This window comes from Brachybacterium sp. ACRRE, from assembly GCF_022346485.1.
Lineage (GTDB): Bacteria > Actinomycetota > Actinomycetes > Actinomycetales > Dermabacteraceae > Brachybacterium > Brachybacterium halotolerans.
The window spans coordinates 1-19,641 of the sequence record NZ_JAKRMO010000013.1 but is presented as its reverse complement, the minus strand read 5'-3'; the positions used below and the strand labels follow the sequence as shown (position 1 = coordinate 19,641).

Sequence of the window (19,641 nt, the reverse complement as noted above, 5' to 3'; positions counted from 1 at the left end):
AGTCTCAGTCGAGGTAGTCGCGCAGGACCTGCGAGCGCGAGGGGTGGCGCAGCTTGCTCATGGTCTTCGACTCGATCTGGCGGATCCGCTCGCGGGTCACGCCGTAGACCTTGCCGATCTCGTCGAGGGTCTTGGGCTGGCCGTCCTCGAGGCCGAAGCGCATGGAGACCACACCGGCCTCGCGCTCGGAGAGGGTGTCCAGCACCGAGTGGAGCTGCTCCTGGAGGAGGGTGAAGCTCACCGCGTCCGCGGGCACGATCGCCTCGGAGTCCTCGATCAGGTCACCGAACTCGCTGTCGCCGTCCTCGCCGAGCGGGGTGTGCAGCGAGATGGGCTCGCGCCCGTACTTCTGGACCTCGACGACCTTCTCGGGGGTCATGTCGAGCTCCTTGGCGAGCTCCTCCGGGGTGGGCTCGCGGCCCAGGTCCTGGAGCATCTGGCGCTGCACGCGGGCGAGCTTGTTGATGACCTCGACCATGTGCACGGGGATGCGGATGGTGCGGGCCTGGTCGGCCATGGCGCGGGTGATCGCCTGACGGATCCACCAGGTCGCGTAGGTCGAGAACTTGTAGCCCTTGGTGTAGTCGAACTTCTCGACCGCACGGATGAGGCCCAGGTTGCCCTCCTGGATGAGGTCCAGGAAGAGCATGCCGCGGCCCGTGTAGCGCTTGGCGAGGGAGACCACGAGTCGCAGGTTCGCCTCGAGCAGGTGGTCCTTGGCGGCGCGGCCGTCCTCGACGATCATGCCGAGCTCGCGGCCCTTCTTGGTGCGCACGATGCTCTCGTCGCGCTTGAGGAGCTGCTCGGCGAAGAGGCCGGCCTCGATGCGCTCGGCGAGCTCGACCTCCTGGGCGGCGTTCAGCAGTGCGACCTTGCCGATCTGCTTCAGGTAGTCCTTGACCGGGTCGGCGGTGGCGCCGGCGGTCACGACCTGCTGGGCCGGGGAGTCATCCTCGGAGGAGTCGATGACCAGGCCGCCGGACTCCTCGTCCGACTTCTGGTTCGCCTTGTGGACGCCCTTGGGGTCCTTCTCCTCGGTCTCCTCGCCCTCCTCGGGCGCCTGCTCGTCCTCCGCGGTCGCCTCGAGGTCCTCCTCGGGCGCGGCCTCCGTCGCCTTCGAGGCCGTCTTCTTCTTGCCGGCGATGCCGCCCGCGGCACTCTTGGCGGCCGTCTTCTTCGCGGCCGTCTTCTTCGCGGGGGCCTTCTTGGTGGACTTCGCGGACGAGGTCGCCGCCTTCCCCTTCACGGGCGCGGCGTCCTTCGCGTCATCGGTCACGGCGGTCTTGTCGTCGACGGTGGTGTGCGAAGCAGTCACTGAGTTCCTTCTTCCGCCGGTCCTTCGCAGGGCCGGACCGGTGTCTCGCGGGCGAACGATGGTGCACGGGCCGATGCACCACCCGACCCGAAGGATACCTGCGTGAGGGCGCACGAAGGGGCGGTGCCGTCAAGCCTCGGGGAGTGCAACGACGCCCCCTCGGGATCTATTCCCGTGTGACGGAGGTCTCCGCCAGGGGTGCGAACTTCGGCGCTCCGGGGCTTCGGTGCTCCGGGGGCTCCCGGGCTCAGGCGGCGATCGCGTCGGCGTGCTTCACGGCGAGCACGGGGCACGTGCTCTCGAGGACCACGCGCCGAGCGGACGCCCCGAGGTTGAGCTTGCCGATGCGGGACTTGCGACGCAGCCCGATCACGATCAGGCGGGCGTCGGTCTCGTGCACGACCTGCAGCAGGAAGTCGCCCACGTCGAGGTCCTCCCCCGTGCGGACCTCGACCTGCGGCGGTTCGGCGATGCCCAGGGCGTCGATCGCGGCGCCGACGGCCTCCGCATCGGCGACGGCCCGTCCGGCCTCGGGGTCGTGGTACGCATGGGACGCGACGACGAGGGTGTCCCCGCCCCGCTTCGCCTCCCGGGCCGCGGCGGCGAGCGCCGCGTCCCCCTGGGCTGACGGGGAGTATCCGACGACGACGCTCATGGAGCACCCGGACCCTTCTGTCGGGACGTCCTGGCCGGTGGGCCCGCATCTGCGGTCCTGCCTGCCGGCCGCGGGACGCCGATGGCGTGGCTGGATCTGGAGCCTAACCCTCCAGGAGGTCGGCGATCCACTCGCGCAGCGAGGGGTGGGGCAGCAGGAAGCCGTCATGGCCCTGCGGGCTGTCGATCACGTGGTGGTGCACGTCGGGGATCTCCCGGGCGGCCTCGGCCACGAGCTCGGGCGGGAAGAGACGATCGCTCGAGATCGCGACCAGGAGCGTGCGTGCCTGCACGCGATGCAGGGCGGCGGCGGTGCCGCCCCGGCCACGGCCCACGTCGTGGGTGCTCATGGACTCGGCGAGGCGCACGTAGGAGTTCGCGTCGAAGCGGCGGGAGAGCTTGTCCGCGTGGTGGTCGAGGTAGCTGGTGACCTGGTGGCGACCCCCGTCGAGCACGTCCTCCTCCCCCTGGGAGCGGTTGGAGAAGCGCTCCTCGAGCTCGGTTCCGGTGCGATAGGTGATGTGGGCGATGCGGCGCGCCGCGCCGAGCCCCTGGTGCGGGCCCTCGCCGTCGGAGCGGTCGTAGTAGTCCCCGCCGTAGAAGCCGATGTCGGCCCGGATCGCGGCGATCTGGGCGCTGTTCCAGGCGATCTGGTCGGCGCTCGCCCGGGCGGACGAGGCGATCACGGCCAGTCGCTCCACCTGCTCGGGCGCGCTCACCGCCCACTCGAAGGCGCGCATGCCGCCCATGGAGCCGCCGATCACGAGCGCCCAGTTCTCGACGCCGAGCTGCGCGGCCAGGAGCTGCTCCGCGGTGACCAGGTCGCGCATGGTGACCTGCGGGAAACGCGCTCCCCAGGGGCGTCCGTCGGGGGCGGCGGTGCTCGGTCCCGTGGAGCCCTGGCAGCCTCCCAGGGCGTTGGGGGCGACGACGAAGAAGCGGTCGGTGTCCACCGCGCGTCCCGGGCCCACGAGATCGCTCCACCAACCGGCCGTCGCGTGGGAGGGCCCCGCCTCGCCGATCACGTGGGAGTCCCCGGTGAGGGCGTGGAGAACGAGCACCGCGTTGGAGCCGTCGGGAGCGAGCTCGCCCCAGGTCTCGAAGGCCAGCTCGACGTCGTCGAGGCGCTCGCCGGATTCGAGCTCGAGCGCGCCGACCCGGGCGAAGCGCCGGTGGCCCGGTCCGTGCTCCGGTCGCCAGGCGCCCGACGCGGGGACCTCGGGACCTGAGCCGTGGGCCGGCGATCCCGCCGGAGCGGCCGACGTGCTCGGGGCGGTCGAGGCGGTCATGCGATGCGCCCTCCAAGTGTCGTGGTGGTCGGGTTCCGTGCTCTCGCCCGCCGTCGTCCGCCGGGCGAGCGGCCCCGGGCCGCCTCAGGCGGTCGCGGGCCTCCAGGCGGGGCGGACCCTGGCGCGGGCGATCTGCAGTAGGAAGAGTGCCAGAACCTCGTCCTCCCCGCGCATCTCGATCTCCTGCGCGAGATCGTCGGCGGTCGCGAACCGGTGGTTCCACCAGGACAGGACGGCGAGTGCCGTCCCCAGTGCGGTCCAGGCGCCGGCGCTCGCCCCGATCATCGGGGCGCTCCCCGTCCCCTCGCATGCCATCCGCATCGCAAGGAGGGCCTCGAACCATTCCCCACCTGCACAGATGCGGGATGCGGGCCGGAGCGAAGGGTCGGCGGCGAGCCGCGCGACGAAACGCACCAGCCCCTCGATCCCGCCGTCCTCGCCCTCCTCCTCGAGGCCCGAGAGGACGTGCAGGAGCGAGAGCGCGGCGTCGGGCGCGGCGAGCAGATCCCGCATCCCGGCGAGCCGTTCACAGTGCGACATCGAGAGGTCGTCTCCCCCGGATCCCGGGGCCTCTCCGGTGCCGGGGACCCCCCCGGCGACGGCTCCCGGGATGCGCGCACGTCGCAATGCGCCCAGCAGGGCATGCCAGCGGGCAGACGTCTCGAAGGCGCCGGGTCGGGACCCAGGCACGCCCTCCCCGGAGGCGACATCCCGGAGGGCGTCCCCGATCATCCGCATCTCGCGCTCGGCGGCGGGATCGTCCTCGGGGACCCGGCGTCCGGCATGGATCTCCTGGACGCCGACGAGGGTGTCACGAGGGTGCGTCAGCGGCCCCGGCCACGCGAGGACGCGAAGGGCGAAGGCGCCGTCGTCCTCCGGGGTGAGGGCGAAGGATTCCGCGCGCCCGCCCGAGACCACCCAGGCCTCGGGGACGTCGAACCCGTCGGGCCCGCGCAGCGCCGCCGCGCGCACCACCTCCAGGGCGATCCTGCGGGCGTCGTCGGTCCGGGACTCCTCGACGGGCTCCCATCCGTCCCCCGCGAGCACGAGCACGAAGGCGCCGTCGCAGCCCGCGCGGTCCAGGAGCGCGAGATGCCGCGGCACGTCCACGCCTCCCGGGCCGTCGCCCACGTCCCGCAGGGCGATGCGCGTGGCCAGGGGCGAGAAGCGGCGGCCGCTGTGGCCGATCATCACCAGGCAGTCGCGCGGCACGCAGCCGAGCGTCACGCGCGCCTCGGCGAGGAGCTCGGAGGGGTCGTCCGCCCGCAGAGTGCGCGGGGGCGGATCCGCCGGGTCCGGCACCGAGGGTGGAGGCGGCGGAGAAGATGCACTCCTCGCGCACGACGCAGCGAGCCCCTTCGAGGCGCCTGGGGAGGAGCCTGACGACGGATCGGAGGGGACGCGGTGGGCAGGGGTTGTGCTCATGCACCGAGCGTCCCCGCCTGCGCTCGCCGAGACCACGCCGCCGGTCGGATTGGGGACAAGTCCGCGCTGGGGAGGACCGACGAGCGACGGGGAGGGGACGATGGGAGGGGACGATGGACCCCTCGAGGCGACCCGGGACGGGAGGGAGCGCGATCCTCCCGCCTGCGGACATGGGAGGATCTGGGGGTCCCGCCGAAGGAGCAGCCCCTGATGACCCGTTCCGATCTCCCGTCCGCCACGAGCCCGCTCGACGCGCGCTTCCATGAGGTGCTGCAGCAGGTGCTGACCGGCGAGCTCGACGCGCGACGCGCTCAGCTCACGGCGATCGCCCCCGAGGCCGCCGGGCTCGTGGACTCGCTGCGCGCCTTCCTCGTGGGAGGCAAGCTGCTGCGCCCGCGCCTGTGCTTCGGCGCGGCGCGCGCGTGCTCCACGTCGGCCGAGGACCCGGAGGAGCTGCTCGCCCTGGCCCGCCTCGGCGGCGCGATCGAGCTTCTCCAGGCGGCCGCACTGCTGCACGACGACCTCATCGACCGCTCCCCCACCCGTCGCGGCCGGCCCGCCGTGCATGTGGAGATGGCGGATCGGCATCGCGCGGAGGGACTGCGCGGCGAGGCGGAGCGCTTCGGCGGCGCCGTCACGATCATCCTCGGCGATCTCGCGCTGAGCTGGGCGCGCGACCTGGCCGATCTCGACGCCGGCCCAGGGTCGCAGGCGCGCATGCGGGACGCGCGCGCCCAGTTCTCCTCGCTCGCGACGGAGGTCATGACCGGCCAGTTCCTCGACGTCCTGCATCAGGAGGGAGGATTCCGCTCGCCCGCCGACGACGAGGCGGCGGCGCTCGCCGTGATCCGCTGGAAGACGGTCTCCTACTCCGTGCGGCGCCCGGTGCTCATGGGGGCCGCCCAGCAGGGCGCGGACGCCGCGGTGCGCGAACGGCTCGATGCCTGGTCGGAGTCGATCGGCACGGCCTTCCAGCTGCGCGACGACCTGCTCAGCGTGGTCGGCGACGAGCACGCGACGGGCAAGCCCACCGGAGGCGACGTCCGCGAGGGCAAGCGCACCGTCCTCCTCGCGCGCACGCGGTCGGCCGCGTCGGCCCGCGAGGACGCACGGGGGCTGGACCTGCTGGACCGGGTGGTGGGGCGCGAGGACGCCGACGACGACGAGATCGAGGCCGTCCGCGACCTCATGCGCTCGACCGGAGCGGTCTCCTCCGTCGCCGCGGACATCCGCGCGCTGTCAGCACGGGCCGAGGCGGTGCTCGCCGGCACTCCCGGCCTCGAGGAGGAGGGGCGCGAGGGCCTCGCACGGCTCGGCCGTGCGGCGACCGAGCTCACCGGCCTCGACGTCGGCCGCTAGGAGCGACCGCGAGCCGGCGCGCCGCGCAGTCGCGAGCTCCCCGCACCGTGGGACCCGGGCGGCAGCCCCCGGTCGGATCAGAAGCCGAGCGCCTGGGCGCGGCGGCGGACCTCTCCGCGTCGGCCGGCCCGCAGCTCGTCGATGGGACGGCCGGGCAGGGAGTCGTCCGGGGTGAAGAGCCAGCGCAGCAGCTCCTCGTCCGAGAAGCCCGCGTCGCGCAGCACGGTGATGGTGCCCGCGACGTAGGGCGTGAGCTCGCCGTCCTTGATGAGCTCGGCGGGCACGCAGCGGACCTTCGGCGTACCACGGCGGATCTCGACGAGGGAGCCGTCGTCGACCATGCGCCGCACGGCCGACACCGCGACGCCGAGCTCCTCGGCCGCGTCGGGCAGCGGCAGCCAGCTGCCGATCAGATCGTCCAGGGAGGTCTCGGGGGTCTCGTGCTGTGCGCTCACCCCTCAAGGGTGCCACGGCCCGCGGGCTCCGGCCGACAGCCTGAGCGCATCCTGAGTGCTCGTGTCGCTGCGTGGCGCGGTGCACGCACGGCCGTACAGTGAGCCTCGTGAGCGCGCCTGCCACTTCCCCTGACACCGGCGTGCTCCTCGACGACCGCTATGCCGTCGAGGAGCTGATCGCCCGCGGCGGTATGGCCACGGTCTATCGCGGACATGACGAACGTCTTGACCGCACCGTGGCCCTCAAGATCATGCATCCGCACCTCGCTGTCGACGAGCAGTTCCGCCGCCGCTTCGCCCGCGAGGCCCGCAGCGCGGCCCGGCTCGCCCATCCGCACGTGGTCGGAGTGTTCGACCAGGGCGAGGACGGGGACCGCATCTACCTCTCGATGGAGCTCATCGAGGGCGGGACGCTGCGCAACCGCATCACCGAGGCCGGACGGCTGACCGTGCGCGAGGCTCTCGAGGACACCGAGCAGATTCTCGAGGCGCTCGACGCCGCGCACACCGCGGGCATCGTGCACCGCGACATCAAGCCCGAGAACATCCTGCTCGCCCCCGGCGGATCGGTGAAGGTCGCCGACTTCGGGCTGGCGCGCGCCATCGGCACCGCGAACACCTCGGCCAGCAGCACCCTGCTGGGGACCGTCGCCTACATCAGCCCCGAGGTCGTCACCCGCGGGCACTGCGATGCGCGCAGCGACCTGTACTCGCTGGGCGTGGTCCTCTACGAGATGCTCACCGGCGTCCAGCCGTACACCGGCGAGCAGGCGGTGCACATCGCCTTCCAGCACGTGCACGAGGACATGCCCGCGCCGTCGGCCCGGGTCTCGACCGTCCCCCGCGAGGTGGACTCCCTGGTGACCTGGGCGTGCGCGCGCGATCCGCAGCACCGGCCCCGTGGGGCCGGCGATCTGCTCGCGGGCGTCCGCGACCTCCTGCGCACCCTGCCCGCCGCGGTGCTCGACGCCGCGCCGTCCGAGCTCCACGACGTCGACACCCAGGACGTGCCGCGCCTGACCGCGCACCTGGACGACGTGGACCTCGCCGGCGAGGCCGCCGCCCGCGCCTTCCCGCTCGCCGCCCGCCTCGAGGCGGACCACGTGCCGGACGCGGGCGGGGGCGCCGCCGACGGGGGCGCCGCCGACGGGGACGCCGCACATGGGGGCGCTGCGGACACGGCCGCGGACGACGAGGACGGACCGGCCCGGGTCGACCAGCCCGGAGAGGACGACGCATCCTCCACGGAGGACGCCGGAGCGTCCTCCCGCGAGGTGGCCCTCCCCGCGGTGCGCCCGCGCCGCGGCCGGCACCTCGACCGGCCGCTGCGCGGCACCTCACGCGGTCTGCGGGCGGCGGCCGTGCTCGCCGTCGTCGGCTCGCTCGCCGCGGGCGGAGCGAGCGCCGGCCACTGGTACCTGCACGAGGGGCCCGGTGGGGATCGCACCGTCCCCGCCCTCGCGGGCACCGACCTCGATGCGGCCGACGCCTCCCTCACCTCGCAGGACCTCGAGACGGCCACGAGCGAGGCGTTCAGCGACTCCGTGCCCGCCGGGCACGTGATCTCCTCGACCCCCGCGGCCGGGACCCTCCTGAAGAGGGACGAGAGCGTGAAGCTCGTCGTCTCCAAGGGCGTGCAGACGTTCCCCGTCCCCACCGTCACCGGGAAGAGCCTCGCGGACGCGAAGAAGGCCGTCGAGGACCAGGGGCTCACCCTCGTCCAGGACGAGGGCGAATACTCCGAGAAGGTGCCCTCCGGCCAGGTGATCTCCCAGTCCGCGGCGCAGGACGCCCTCCCCGAGGGCGGCGAGGTGCACGTGGTCGTCTCCAAGGGCCGCGTGCCGATCTCGATCCCGGATCAGACCGGGCGCAGTGAGGACCAGGCGCGCAGCGCCCTCGAGGACGCGGGCTTCACCGTGACCACGTCCACGAAGCACTCGGACGTCGCCAAGGGCAAGGTCGCCTCCCAGTCGCCGGCGGGCGGCAGCGGGCACCGCGGGGACACGGTGCAGCTCGTGATCTCCTCGGGACCGGAGATGGTGAAGGTGCCGAACGTCTTCAACAAGAGCGAGAAGGACGCGAAGGCGGCCCTGACCAAGGCCGGCTTCACCCCCAAGGTCCAGTACGACCGCGGAGCGCCCGTGCTGGGCACCGTCTACGCGCAGTCGACCAACGGCGGCGAGAAGGCCGCGAAGGGCTCGACCATCACGATCTCGGTGTTCTGAGACGGCAGGAGGGCCGACGGCTCCCCGTCGGCCCTCCTGCCGTCCTGCCGTGTCGTTCAGCGACGCCCGGCGCGATCCGCGGTCCTCAGCGGGGGTCCTGGCCGAGCATCTCGGCGACGAGGAAGGCGAGCTCGAGGGACTGCTGGTGGTTCAGGCGGGGGTCGACGAGCGTCTCGTAGCGGCGCTCGAGGCCCGCCTCGTCGATGTGTCCGGTGCCGCCGAGCACCTCGGTGACGTCGTCGCCGGTGAGCTCCATGTGCAGACCCGCCGGGACCGTGCCCAGCGCCCGGTGGACCTCGAAGAACCCGCGGACCTCCTCGAGGATGTCCTCGAAGCGCCGCGTCTTGTAGCCGTTGGACGAGGTGATCGTGTTCCCGTGCATGGGGTCGGTGACCCACGCGGGGGTGGCCCCCGCGTCGCGCACGCCCTCGACGAGGCCGGGCAGCACGTCCCGGATCTTCCCCGCGCCCATCCGGGAGATGAACGTGATGCGCCCGGGCTCGCGCTCGGGGTCGAGGGCGTCGATGAGGCGCAGGGCGTCGTCCACGGTCGAGCTCGGACCGAGCTTCACGCCGATGGGGTTGCGCAGACGCGACATGAACTCGACGTGCGCGCCGTCGAGCTGACGGGTGCGCTCGCCGATCCACAGGAAGTGGCCCGAGCAGCCGTAGATCTCGCCGGTGCGGGAGTCGATGCGGCTCATCGCCTCCTCGTAGTCGAGCAGCAGCGCCTCGTGCGAGGCGTAGTACTCGACGCTCTGGAGGGCCTCGAAGTCGGCCCCGATGGCCTCCATGAAGCGCACGGCCTTGTCGATCTCGCGGGCGATCTGCTCGTAGCGGTCGTAGCCGGGGCCGCGCACGAACCCCTGGTTCCAGCTGTGCACCTCGCGCAGGTCGGCGAAGCCTCCGCTGGTGAAGGCCCGCATGAGGTTCAGGCTCTGGGCGCTCGTGGTGTACATCTCCCACAGGCGCTGCGGATCGGGGCGGCGCGCCTCGGGGGTGAACTCGAAGCCGTTGACGGCGTCGCCGCGGTAGGTGGGCAGGGTGAGGCCGTCGCGGGTCTCGGTGTCCGACGAGCGCGGCTTGGCGAACTGGCCGGCCATCCGCCCCATCTTGATCACGGGCACGGACGCGCCGTAGGTGAGGACGGCCGCCATCTGCAGGATCGTGCGGATCTTCGCGCGGATGCGGTCCGCCGTGGAGTCCGCGAAGGTCTCGGCGCAGTCGCCGCCCTGCAGCAGGAACGCCTCCCCGCGCGCGGCATCGGCGAGGCGCGAGCGCAGCACGTCGACCTCGCCGGCGAAGACCAGCGGCGGAGCGGCGCGGAGACGATCGAAGACACCGGCGCGCTCGCCCTCGTCGGGCCACGACGGCTGCTGCACCCGGGGATACTCGCGCCAGGTCCCGAGCGCGGCGAGCTCCTCGCTCGTCGAGGACAGGGAGAAGGCGTGGGCGCGGGCCGGTGTGTGGTGCGTCGTGGAGGTCACCGGGTCACCCTACCGAGAACCCGGCTCCCTGCGCGCGGGCGCCCGTGCGCGGCATCCCGCCGCACGGATCGTGCACGGAGGCACGACGGAGAGGGGAAAGGCGGCAGGGCCGACGGTGCCCGTGCCCGACGGGGTCAGCGGGAGGCGCGCGTCGTGGGCGGGGCGGCCTCGCCCCGCGCGAGCGCGGCCTTGACGTCGGCCGCATAGGTGTCGACGTAGTCCTGTCCGGTGAGCTGCTGGACGTGCAGCATGAGCCGGTCGGTGAGCGTGCGCGCGGCCTGCGGGTCCGCGCGTGCCGCCTCGAGGTCGCCGAGCACCTCGGCGGGGTCGATCGGGGCGCCGACGAGCACCTCGATGCGCGGGCGCCGGCGCGGGACGATGCGCCGCCCGCGCTGGGCCTCGAAGCTGCCGAGCATGCCGATCGGGACCAGCGGGGCCCCGGTCGCGATCGCGAGCCGCGCCGCACCGGTCTTGCCGCGGTGCAGGCGCCCGTCGGGGCTGCGGGTCCCCTCGGGATAGATGCCCAGCAGCTCCCCGCTGCGCAGGATCCGCAGGCCCGCCTCGATCGCTCCCTCCGAGGCGCTGCCCCCGGTGCGGTCCACGGGCATCACACCCAGGGAGCGCATGAGGCGTCCGAAGCCGCGGGAGGCCAGGGAGGTGCCGGAGAAGAAGTCGGCCTTGGCCAGGAAGTGGACGGTGCGCCGGACCTGGGCGGGCATGAAGACGGTGTCCGCGCCGGAGAGATGGCTGCTGGCGAGGATCGCGGGGCCCTCATCGGGGATGTGTTGGACGCCGGAGATCCGCGGCGCGTAGACCACGCGCAGCACGGCGGCGACCACGGGCTTCGCGACCTCGTAGAGCATCGGCGGTGTCCTCGTCGATCGTTCTGTCCTCGGGCTGGCCCCATCGGTGCGGGCCAGGTGCGACCATGGGGACATGGCCTTCAGCGAGCTGTCCCAGCCGTGGCGGAGCGCGCCCCACTCTAACCCGGCGGGCGGCCTCCTCCTGTGCCACGGCTTCACCGGGACGCCGCACGCCGTGCGCCCCTGGGCCGAGGACCACGCCGCCCACGGCTGGGACGTGCGCGCCCCGCTGCTGCCCGGGCACGGCAGCACCTGGCAGGAGATGTCGGCCTCCACCTGGCAGGACTGGTATCGGAGCGTGCGCGAGAGCGCCCTGGAGCTGCAGCGCGAGCACGGCACGATCGCCGTGGGCGGGATCTCCATGGGAGGGACGCTCGCCGCCGCGCTCGCCGAGGACCCCGCCGTCGCGCCGCGCATCGGCGCTCTGGTCCTGGTCAACGCCGCGATGGTCGACTCCCCCGTCTGGGCCGTCGCACCCGCGCTCTCCCGCCTCGTGCCCTCGATCGGGGCGATCGCCGGGGACATCCGCCGCGAGGGCGTCATCGAGGAGGCCTACGACCGCACCCCGCTGCACGCCGTCGGCGAGCTGCGCGCCCTCGTGCGCCGCACCCGCGCGGGCCTCGGCCGGATCACCGCGCCCGCCCTCGTGGCGGTCTCCCCGCAGGACCGCACGGTCCCGCCGCGCTCGAGCGATGTGATCGCCTCCCGCACCGCGGGCCCCGTGGAGAGGATGACGCTGGGCGCGAGCGGGCATCTGGCGACCCTCGACCACGACGCCGAGGATCTCTTCGCCCGGTCCCGCGCCCACCTCGGGCGCTGGGTGCCGACGAGCACGGAGGAAGGCCGATGAGCACGCCGAGCACACCGGCCCCGGAACCGGAGGAGGCGGGCGACGAGGGCGGTCGCCGCGACTTCGACGAGGAGTTCGCACGGATCGTGGACGCCGAGGGGATCGCCCCGCGCCCGGAGATCCGTTCCGCGCCGACGCCTGAGAGCGCCGACGCCCCCGAGGACCCCGCAGCTCCCGAGGACCCGGAGGACCCCGAGGACGAGGTGCTGCTCGGGGACTTCGAGCCCCCGGACCCCGATCTGCCCCAGGCCTCGGACTACGCGGTGTGGTCCTGGACCGCCCTCATCGGAGGCGTCCTGCTCGCGCTGCTGGCCGCCGTGCTCGACTCGATCCCGACGTGGGCGGGCGCGCTCGGCGGCATCGCCGCCGTCGGCGGACTCGTGGCGCTGATCGCCCGTGTCCCGCCGGACCGTTCCGACCCGACGGACGGCGCGCAGGTCTGAGCGGGCTCAGGCGTCCTGGCGGGCGAGGTCGGCGGCGCCGATCATGCCCGCGCCGTTGCCCGTGCGGGCCACTGCGAAGCGGGCGAGCGGGCGGTGCCCGCGTGCGACGAGCTCGGAGGCGTACGCGGTGCGGGCGGGGTCCAGCAGCAGGTCCCCGGCGCTGCTCACGCCCCCGCCGACCACGAAGATCTCGGGATCCAGCACGGCGCTGAGGCTCGCTGCGCCGTAGCCGAGCCAGTGGCCGAGCTCGGCGAGCAGCGCGAGCGCCCCCTCGTCACCCTCCTGCGCGGCATGGGTGACCATGGGCCCGTCGATCGCGGAGGCGTCCCCTCCCGCGCGCTTCAGCAGCGGCGCGTACAGCGGTTCGGAGGACACGGCGCGGGCGCGGGCGGCGCGCACGAGCGCCGTGCCCGAGGTGTACTGCTCGAGGCAGCCGCGGCGGCCGCATCCGCACCACTGGCCCTCGGGCACGAGGTTCATGTGGGCGACCTCGCCCGCGAAGCCCCCGCTGCCGCGCACCAGGCGGCCGTCGAGGACGAGCGCGCCGCCCAGCCCCGTGCCCACGGTGAGCATGAGCATGTCGGAGGCGTCCTGGGCGGCGCCGAAGCGGAACTCCGCCCAGCCCGCCGCGTTGGCGTCGTTCTCGACGACGACCGGGAGGTCGATCCGCCCCTCGATGTCGTCGGCGATCGCGGCGTCGCGCCAGGCCAGGTTCGCCGCGAAGACGATCGTGCGGCGGTCGGCGCCCACGAACCCGGCCGCGCCGATGCCGACCGCGGTCACCTCGTGGTCCTCGCGCAGCTCGTGCACGGCGTCCACGACCGCGGATTGGATGAGGTCCTGGTCCGTGGCCGGGGTCACGCGCCGGGTGCTCGCGACGATCCGTCCCTCCTCGTCCACGACGCCTGCGGCGATCTTCGTGCCGCCGATGTCGACGCCGATCGAGTGCATGGGACCCCTTCCGGTCTGTGCGGTGCGCGCGAGCAGCGCGGTGTGCATGGTGGACGCGGCTGGTGTCGCCGGGGGCGCCGCGGGAAGCGGCCCCGCGCTCCGCCGCGCCCGCCCATCGTACGGTCTCGCCTGCCGTAGGATGCAGGCCAGACCAGGTCCCGAGAGCGCCGGCGACGCGGCCGGCGCGCAGATGGGTCCGCCGACGAGAACGTCCGGGACCGCCCCACGGGGGTCCCGATCGAAGGAGCCTCCGTGAAGCAGTACGGCACCCCGGCCAATCACCGCAGCCGCGAGGACGAGAACACCACGGATCTGCTGCTGGAGCGCCACGCGCGACACTCCGGCACCCCGATCTTCGAGCTGCGCGAGGGCGACGGCCCCTTCCGCCCGCTGTCCTCCACCGACTTCCTGCTGCAGGTGCAGTCGCTGGCCAAGGGCTTCATCGCCGCGGGCGTGAAGCCGGGCGATGTCGTCGCGATCATGGCCCGCACGAGCTTCGACTGGGTGCTCGTGGACTGGGCGCTGTGGTTCTCCGGCGCCGTCTCCGTCGCGATCTACGAGACCTCCTCCCCGTCGCAGGTGCAGTGGATCGCGAGCGACTCGGGGGCGCGCTTCGCGGTCGTCGAGTCCGCCCGCCACCGCGAGGACCTCGAGTCGGTGCGGGGCGAGCTGCCGGACCTGGAGAAGATCTGGGTGATCGACGACGGCGCCCTCGCGGAGATCGCCGACGGCGGCTCGGGGATCAGCGACGAGGAGCTCGAGGAGCGCAGGACCTCGCGGGGCCTGGCCGACGTGGCGACCCTCATCTACACCTCCGGCACGACGGGGCGGCCCAAGGGGGTCGAGCTCACGCACGGCAACTTCGTGGACACCTCGCGCAGCGCGGTCGCCTTCCTGGGCGACGAGGTGCTGCCTCCGGCGTCCCGCGCCCTGATGTTCCTGCCGCTCGCGCACGTCTTCGCGCGTCTCCTGCACGTCGCCCAGACGCTCGCGGGGGCGACCACCGCCTTCACCCCGGACACCAAGAATCTCCTGCCCGACCTCGCCGCCTTCCAGCCCACCTTCCTGCTGGCCGTGCCGCGCGTCTTCGAGAAGGTCTACAACGGCGCCGAGCAGAAGGCGATCACGGGCGGCAAGGGGAAGATCTTCGCCGCCGGTGCAGACACCGCGGTGGCCTACTCGAAGGCTCTCAGCGCGGGCAGGGTGCCGCTGGCCCTGCGCGCGAAGCACAAGCTCTTCGACCTCGTGCTGTACCGGACGCTGCGCGGGGCCATGGGCGGGCACGTGCGCTGGTCCGTCTCCGGCGGCGCGCCGCTGGGCGACCGTCTCGCGCACTTCTTCCGCGGCATCGGGGTGACGATCCTCGAGGGGTACGGGCTCACCGAGACCACGGCGCCCGTGGCCGTGAACCTGCCCTGGGACGTCAAGCCGGGCACCGTCGGCCCGCCCCTGCCCGGAGGGACGGTCGCGATCGCCGACAACGGCGAGCTGCTCGTCAAGGGGATCATGGTGTTCCGCGGCTACCACGGCAACCCCGAGGCGACCCGGGCCGCCTTCGAGGACGGCTGGTTCCGCACCGGCGACCTCGCGAGCCTGGACGACGACGGCTCCATCACGATCATCGGCCGCACCAAGGAGCTGCTGGTCACCGCCGGCGGGAAGAACGTCTCCCCCGCCCCGCTCGAGGACGCTCTGCGCGCGCACCCGCTCATCAGCCAGTGCATCGTCGTGGGCGACCAGAAGCCGTTCGTCGCCGCGATCCTCACGCTCGACGAGGAGATGCTGCCCACCTGGCTGAAGAACCACGGCCTGCCCGAGATGACGATCGCCGAGGCGGCGGAGGACGAGACCGTCCGCGCGGCTCTGCAGGAGGCGGTCGACGCCGCGAACACCTCGGTCTCCCGCGCCGAGTCGATCCGCGTGTTCGAGGTGATCGACACCGACTTCACCGAGGAGAACGGCTACCTCACGCCGTCCCTCAAGCTCAAGCGCAACGTCGTCACCAAGGATTACGCGGACCTCATCGAGACCATCTACTCCCGCCCGAAGAAGGGCTGAGGCCCGGGAGGCGACGGCCGGCCCGGATGTCCGCCCCTCGTCCTAGTCTTCGACCATGACCGCTCCCCCGCGCTCCGGCCGTCGCCGGCAGCTGAGCTTCGCCGATCTCGGCACTCCGCTCGAGGAGGCCGAGATGGTGGTCGTGGACCTCGAGACCACGGGCACCGACCCGTCGCAGGACGCGATCACCGAGATCGGCGCGGTCAAGGTGCGCGGCGGCGACGTGCTGGGCGAGTTCCGCACCTTCGTGGACCCCCAGCGACCGATCCCCGCCTACATCGCCTCGCTCACCGGGATCTCCGACGCGACCGTGCGCGGGGCGCCGCACATCGAGGCCGTGCTCCCGATGTTCCTGGACTTCGCGCACGACGCCGTGCTGGTCGCCCACAACGCCCGCTTCGACGTGGGCTTCCTGCGCTCCCAGGCGGCCCGGCTCGAGATCACCTGGCCCTCCCCTCCCGTGCTCGACACCCTGGCCCTCGCCCGCAGCGTCTTCAAGCGCGACGAGGTGCGCGACCACAAGCTCGGCACCCTCGCCGCGCACGTGGGCGCCCAGGTCACGCCGGACCACCGGGCGCTGTCCGATGCGCGCGCCACGGTCGACGTGCTGCACGCGATCATCGCCCGGCTGGGCGATCGCGGCGCGCGCACGGTCGAGGACCTCGCCTCGGCCCATCGGAAGGTCACGCCCGCGCAGGCCCGCAAGCGCCATCTCGCCGACACCGTGCCCCCGGTGCCGGGCGTCTACCAGTTCGTCGACCGCGAAGGAGGAGTGCTCTACGTCGGCACCTCGCACGACCTCCGCTCGCGCGTGCGCACCTACTTCAGCGCGTCCGAGACCCGCCGCCGAGTGCTCGACGTGCTCCCGCGCCTCCACGAGATCCGCACCATCGAGTGCGCCTCCCGCCTCGAGGCGGCGGTGCGCGAGCTGCGGATCATCGCCCGCGAGCAGCCGCCCGCCAACCGTCAGGGACTGAAGCCGGAGAAGGCGCTCTGGCTGCGCCTGGGCCCGGGGGCCGACGGGCTGCGCGCGGCCCGCATCGCACGGAGCGAGGACGACGGATCGGCGCAGATCGGGCCGCTGCGCTCGCGCCATGACGTGGAGCCGCTGCGCGCCCTGCTCACCGACGCCGTGATGGGCCGCGGCGCGTCGCTCGAGGGGGCGGGCGGCTCCGGCGCGAGCGGGACGGGGCGCCGCCTGGCTCCCGAGCCCCATGCGCGGATCCGGCGGGCGATGCTCGAGGACCCCTCACCGGTGATCGCGCACGCCGCGGCGCGGATGCGCGCGCACGTCGGCGCGCACCGCTTCGAGGACGCCGCGCGGATCAAGGGACAGGCGGAGGCCTTCCTGGCCGCGGCCCAGCGCGCCCAGCAGCTGCGCGCCCTCGCGGCCTGTCCGATGCTCGTGGCCGCGCGCCCCGCCGAGTCGCGGCGCCATCCGGCCGGCGCATGGGAGCTCCTGGCGGTGCGCGCGGGGCGCCACGCGGGCACCGCGATCGTGCCCCGGGGGACGGATCCCGTGCCGGTCGCGCGCGAGCTCGCGCGGCGCGGCGCCGAGATCCCCCTCGACGAGCTGCCCTCGGGACCGCTGTGCCACGGACATCATCAGGAGTCCGAGCTGCTGCTCCACTGGCTCGAGGGCGAGGGGATGCGCGTCGTCGCCGTCGAGGGGACCTGGGCGGTGCCCCTGCGCGCCCGGTTCGATCCGCAGACGCTGCAGGCGGCCTTCACGACCGCCGACTAGGCTGGACGCGCACCCGTGCACAGCTCGGCCGACACCCTGGAGGACAGCATGATCACCGCGATCGTCTCGATCATCGCCCGCAGCGACCGCATCCCCGAGGCCGCCCAGGAGATCACCGCCGTCCCCGGCGTCGACCACGTCTACTCGGTCACGGGCGACGTGGACCTCATCGCGATCGTGCGCGTGCGCGAGCACGAGGATCTCGCCGGCGTCATCGCGGACCGCATCAGCAAGATCGACGGCGTCGTGGACACGTCCACGAACATCGCCTTCCGCACCTACTCCAGTCAGGACCTCGAGGTCGCCTTCGACCTCGGCTCCGACGGCTGAGACCGGGCGCCTCCCCGCGACCCGCCCCGCGTCATCCCGCCGATCCGCGTCGGCGCGCCGATCTGCGTTATCCAGCCGACCTGCGTCAGCGCGCCTCGCCGACGAGGCGCTGGGTGGTCTGCGCCCAGGCGTCGAGCAGACGGGCGGGGGCCCCGGAGTCGAGCACGGCGCTCGCCTCCTCGAAGGCCTCCCGGAAGCGGTCCTCGAAGGACGCCCCTTCGGCGGCGCTCTCGACTCCCGCGCCGATGCCGTCGTGCGCGAGCAGGCCGGCGGCGGCGTTGAGGAGCACCGCGTCCCGCACGGCCGACGTCCCCTCTCCCGCGTAGAGATCACGAGCCACCTGCGCGTTCTCCTCGGCAGAGCCGCCCCGCAGGGCATCGGCCCCGTGACGGGGGATGCCGAGCAGCTCCTCCGGGTCCAGCACGTGCTCGTGCACCCTCCCGCCGCGCACCTCCCAGACGTCCGAGGGCGCGCCCACGGTGAGCTCGTCGAGTCCGTCCTGACCGCGGAACACCAGCGCGCTCGTCCCGCGCCCGGCGAAGACGCCGGCCACGACCGGGGCCATCACCGAGCTCGCGACGCCCACCGCGCTCGCCAGGGGCTTGCCGGGATTCGTGATCGGGCCGAGCACGTTGAAAACCGTCGGGATGCCGAGCCCCTTGCGCGCCTCCGCGCCGAACCGCATCGAGGGATGGAAGACCTGGGCGAAGAGGAACGCGATACCGAGCTCGTCGAGCAGCTGCGCGGAGCGCTCGGCCGGCAGGTCGAGCCGCACCCCGAGGGCGTCGAGCACGTCGGCCGATCCCGATCGCGAGGTCGAGGCGCGGTTGCCGTGCTTGACCACGCGGCGTCCGCTCGCAGCGATGATCACGGAGGCCATCGTGGAGATGTTCACCGTGTGCGCGAGGTCCCCTCCGGTGCCGACGATGTCCACGGCCCGGCGGTCCACGTCGAGCCCCCGCGCATGCGCGACCATCGCGTCCGCCAGGGCCCCGAGCTCGATGCTCGTGACGCCCTTCGACTCGAGCGCGACCAGGAAGCCGGCGAGCTGGATCGCCGAGGCGTTGCCGGACATGACCTCGTCCATCGCCCAGGCCGCCTGCGCAGCGTCGAGATCCTCGTGGCGGACCAGTCGGGAGGTCAGCGACGGCCAGGTCGGGGAGGGCGCGGATGCGGTGGCGGACATGTGCCGATCATCCCATCCCGGGCGCCCTCGTGCGCGTGCGCCCGGATGTCAGGATCCCCAGCTGAGAGGCCCTCGCCACAGAGCGTGTCCAGGTTCGTGACAGCGTGTCGTGAGGGTTATGCTGGCGGGGTCCGTCAGGGCCTCGCGCCCCAGCGGTTCCCCAGGTCGGCCGTGTACCCGGGGCATCGAATCTGACGACACGGCATAATGGTGACGTGACTACTGCGACTCTGCCCCAGCGCACAGGCCCTGCCCCCGCAGTCGGCCGCCCGAACTCCACGCAGATCGGCACGCTCGTCTGGCTCTCCAGCGAGCTGATGTTCTTCGCCGGTCTCTTCGCGATGTACTTCACGCTGCACGCGATGGTCCCCGACACGTTCGTCGCGGGCGAGGAGCACTTCACCCACGACTTCGCGATCGCCAACACGATCATCCTGGTCCTGAGCTCCGTGACCTGCCAGATCGGCGTCATGGCCGCCGAGGGCGTGCTGCCCTGGGCCAAGGGCGAGTCCCGCAAGGGACGCACCGGCTCGATCTTCAACATCGCCGGGTGGGGCGTCATCGAGTGGTACACCCTGACCTTCCTCATGGGCGCGATCTTCGTGTCCGGGCAGGCCTTCGAGTACACCGAGCTGGCCGAGGCCGGCGTCTCCCTCAGCAGCTCGCCCTTCGGCTCGGTCTTCTACCTCGCCACCGGCTTCCACGGCCTCCACGTGATCGGCGGCCTCATCGCGTTCCTGTTCGTCCTCGCCCGGGCGTTCTCCGCGAACGAGTTCACCCAGCACGAGAAGATCAGCGCGATCTGCATCTCCTACTACTGGCACTTCGTGGACGTGGTCTGGATCGGACTGTTCTTCGTCGTGTACCTGATGGACCCGCTGCTCAACGGCACGGTCCCGTGGAACTTCGAGTTCTTCTCCTCCCTCTTCTGATCCTCCGGATCCCCCGGCCCCGGGGGTGGCCATCCCCCCCCCCCCCCCCCCCAAAAACAGGGCCCAACAGGGAGGC

17 protein-coding genes are annotated in these 19,641 nt (G+C 73.0%); 8 read left to right on the top strand and 9 right to left on the bottom strand.

What is annotated here, in order from left to right; all coding sequences use genetic code 11:
• Positions 1-4: 4 nt before the first annotated feature.
• The 4 genes from MHY49_RS05670 to MHY49_RS05655 form a co-directional block, all read right to left on the bottom strand.
• The gene (locus MHY49_RS05670) at positions 5-1,390 is read right to left on the bottom strand and encodes an RNA polymerase sigma factor (protein ID WP_370646005.1); all 1,386 of its coding nucleotides are present in this window, start codon (positions 1,388-1,390) and stop codon (positions 5-7) included.
• Positions 1,391-1,562: 172 nt separating this feature from the next.
• On the bottom strand, positions 1,563-1,970 hold the full coding sequence (locus MHY49_RS05665) for a universal stress protein (protein ID WP_228358577.1): 408 nt from the start codon (positions 1,968-1,970) through the stop codon (positions 1,563-1,565).
• A gap of 103 nt (positions 1,971-2,073) precedes the next feature.
• Complete coding sequence (locus MHY49_RS05660) at positions 2,074-3,258, bottom strand: homoserine O-acetyltransferase (RefSeq protein ID WP_200500553.1); 1,185 nt, start codon at positions 3,256-3,258, stop codon at positions 2,074-2,076.
• Between the two features lie 84 nt (positions 3,259-3,342).
• On the bottom strand, positions 3,343-4,683 hold the full coding sequence (locus tag MHY49_RS05655) for a hypothetical protein (protein ID WP_239203102.1): 1,341 nt from the start codon (positions 4,681-4,683) through the stop codon (positions 3,343-3,345).
• 210 nt (positions 4,684-4,893) lie between these two features.
• Between MHY49_RS05655 and MHY49_RS05650 the strand changes: the two genes are divergently transcribed.
• On the top strand, positions 4,894-6,042 hold the full coding sequence (locus MHY49_RS05650; protein ID WP_239203101.1) for a polyprenyl synthetase family protein: 1,149 nt from the start codon (positions 4,894-4,896) through the stop codon (positions 6,040-6,042).
• 77 nt (positions 6,043-6,119) lie between these two features.
• Here the strand turns inward: MHY49_RS05650 and MHY49_RS05645 are convergent, their stop codons facing one another.
• A complete protein-coding gene (locus MHY49_RS05645) occupies positions 6,120-6,497 on the bottom strand; it encodes an Rv2175c family DNA-binding protein (RefSeq protein ID WP_239203100.1) in 378 nt (125 codons plus the stop codon).
• A 107-nt stretch (positions 6,498-6,604) separates the two neighbouring features.
• Here MHY49_RS05645 and MHY49_RS05640 point away from each other — a divergent pair, with 107 nt between their 5' ends.
• The gene (locus MHY49_RS05640) at positions 6,605-8,722 is read left to right on the top strand and encodes a Stk1 family PASTA domain-containing Ser/Thr kinase (RefSeq protein ID WP_239203099.1); all 2,118 of its coding nucleotides are present in this window, start codon (positions 6,605-6,607) and stop codon (positions 8,720-8,722) included.
• An 85-nt stretch (positions 8,723-8,807) separates the two neighbouring features.
• Here the strand turns inward: MHY49_RS05640 and MHY49_RS05635 are convergent, their stop codons facing one another.
• A complete protein-coding gene (locus MHY49_RS05635; RefSeq protein ID WP_255719505.1) occupies positions 8,808-10,160 on the bottom strand; it encodes a class II 3-deoxy-7-phosphoheptulonate synthase in 1,353 nt (450 codons plus the stop codon).
• Between the two features lie 182 nt (positions 10,161-10,342).
• The gene (locus MHY49_RS05630; protein WP_200500549.1) at positions 10,343-11,071 is read right to left on the bottom strand and encodes a 1-acyl-sn-glycerol-3-phosphate acyltransferase; all 729 of its coding nucleotides are present in this window, start codon (positions 11,069-11,071) and stop codon (positions 10,343-10,345) included.
• 73 nt (positions 11,072-11,144) lie between these two features.
• On the opposite strand from MHY49_RS05630, the gene MHY49_RS05625 reads away from it, so the two are divergent.
• Positions 11,145-11,921 carry a carboxylesterase gene (locus MHY49_RS05625; protein ID WP_239203097.1) on the top strand — a complete coding sequence of 259 codons (777 nt, stop codon included), beginning with the start codon at positions 11,145-11,147 and terminating at the stop codon, positions 11,919-11,921.
• A complete protein-coding gene (locus MHY49_RS05620) occupies positions 11,918-12,364 on the top strand; it encodes a hypothetical protein (RefSeq protein WP_239203096.1) in 447 nt (148 codons plus the stop codon). The genes MHY49_RS05625 and MHY49_RS05620 overlap by 4 nt, the downstream gene beginning before the upstream one ends.
• A gap of 6 nt (positions 12,365-12,370) precedes the next feature.
• Here MHY49_RS05620 and MHY49_RS05615 read toward each other — a convergent pair whose 3' ends face one another.
• Positions 12,371-13,315: an ROK family glucokinase gene (locus tag MHY49_RS05615; protein WP_239203095.1), complete on the bottom strand. Its 945-nt coding sequence runs from the start codon at positions 13,313-13,315 to the stop codon at positions 12,371-12,373.
• A gap of 252 nt (positions 13,316-13,567) precedes the next feature.
• On the opposite strand from MHY49_RS05615, the gene MHY49_RS05610 reads away from it, so the two are divergent.
• Genes MHY49_RS05610 through MHY49_RS05600 form a run of 3 tightly spaced genes read left to right on the top strand, consistent with a single transcriptional unit; the run spans position 13,568 to position 17,447 of the window.
• Positions 13,568-15,373, top strand: coding sequence for an AMP-dependent synthetase/ligase (locus MHY49_RS05610; RefSeq protein WP_239203094.1), 1,806 nt, complete (start codon positions 13,568-13,570; stop codon positions 15,371-15,373).
• A 55-nt stretch (positions 15,374-15,428) separates the two neighbouring features.
• Positions 15,429-17,117, top strand: a complete 1,689-nt coding sequence (locus MHY49_RS05605; protein WP_239203093.1) for a DEDD exonuclease domain-containing protein — start codon at positions 15,429-15,431, stop codon at positions 17,115-17,117.
• Positions 17,118-17,165: 48 nt separating this feature from the next.
• Positions 17,166-17,447 (top strand): Lrp/AsnC family transcriptional regulator, encoded by a 282-nt coding sequence (locus MHY49_RS05600; RefSeq protein ID WP_152353118.1) that lies wholly within the window; start codon positions 17,166-17,168, stop codon positions 17,445-17,447.
• Positions 17,448-17,532: 85 nt separating this feature from the next.
• Here the strand turns inward: MHY49_RS05600 and trpD are convergent, their stop codons facing one another.
• Positions 17,533-18,633, bottom strand: coding sequence for an anthranilate phosphoribosyltransferase (gene trpD / locus MHY49_RS05595; protein ID WP_239203092.1), 1,101 nt, complete (start codon positions 18,631-18,633; stop codon positions 17,533-17,535).
• A 215-nt stretch (positions 18,634-18,848) separates the two neighbouring features.
• Here trpD and MHY49_RS05590 point away from each other — a divergent pair, with 215 nt between their 5' ends.
• A complete protein-coding gene (locus MHY49_RS05590; protein ID WP_239203091.1) occupies positions 18,849-19,565 on the top strand; it encodes a heme-copper oxidase subunit III in 717 nt (238 codons plus the stop codon).
• Positions 19,566-19,641 lie beyond the last annotated feature (76 nt).

Excerpts from the sequence above, each read along its gene's own strand:
- MHY49_RS05665 (WP_228358577.1), bottom strand. The coding sequence starts at position 1,970 with ATGAGCGTCGTCGTCGGATACTCCCCGTCAGCCCAGGGGGACGCGGCG.
- MHY49_RS05660 (WP_200500553.1), bottom strand. The coding sequence starts at position 3,258 with ATGACCGCCTCGACCGCCCCGAGCACGTCGGCCGCTCCGGCGGGATCG.
- MHY49_RS05655 (WP_239203102.1), bottom strand. The coding sequence starts at position 4,683 with ATGAGCACAACCCCTGCCCACCGCGTCCCCTCCGATCCGTCGTCAGGC.
- MHY49_RS05650 (WP_239203101.1), top strand. The coding sequence starts at position 4,894 with ATGACCCGTTCCGATCTCCCGTCCGCCACGAGCCCGCTCGACGCGCGC.
- MHY49_RS05630 (WP_200500549.1), bottom strand. The coding sequence starts at position 11,071 with ATGCTCTACGAGGTCGCGAAGCCCGTGGTCGCCGCCGTGCTGCGCGTG.
- MHY49_RS05625 (WP_239203097.1), top strand. The coding sequence starts at position 11,145 with ATGGCCTTCAGCGAGCTGTCCCAGCCGTGGCGGAGCGCGCCCCACTCT.
- MHY49_RS05620 (WP_239203096.1), top strand. The coding sequence starts at position 11,918 with ATGAGCACGCCGAGCACACCGGCCCCGGAACCGGAGGAGGCGGGCGAC.
- MHY49_RS05615 (WP_239203095.1), bottom strand. The coding sequence starts at position 13,315 with ATGCACTCGATCGGCGTCGACATCGGCGGCACGAAGATCGCCGCAGGC.
- MHY49_RS05605 (WP_239203093.1), top strand. The coding sequence starts at position 15,429 with ATGACCGCTCCCCCGCGCTCCGGCCGTCGCCGGCAGCTGAGCTTCGCC.
- MHY49_RS05600 (WP_152353118.1), top strand. The coding sequence starts at position 17,166 with ATGATCACCGCGATCGTCTCGATCATCGCCCGCAGCGACCGCATCCCC.
- trpD (WP_239203092.1), bottom strand. The coding sequence starts at position 18,633 with ATGTCCGCCACCGCATCCGCGCCCTCCCCGACCTGGCCGTCGCTGACC.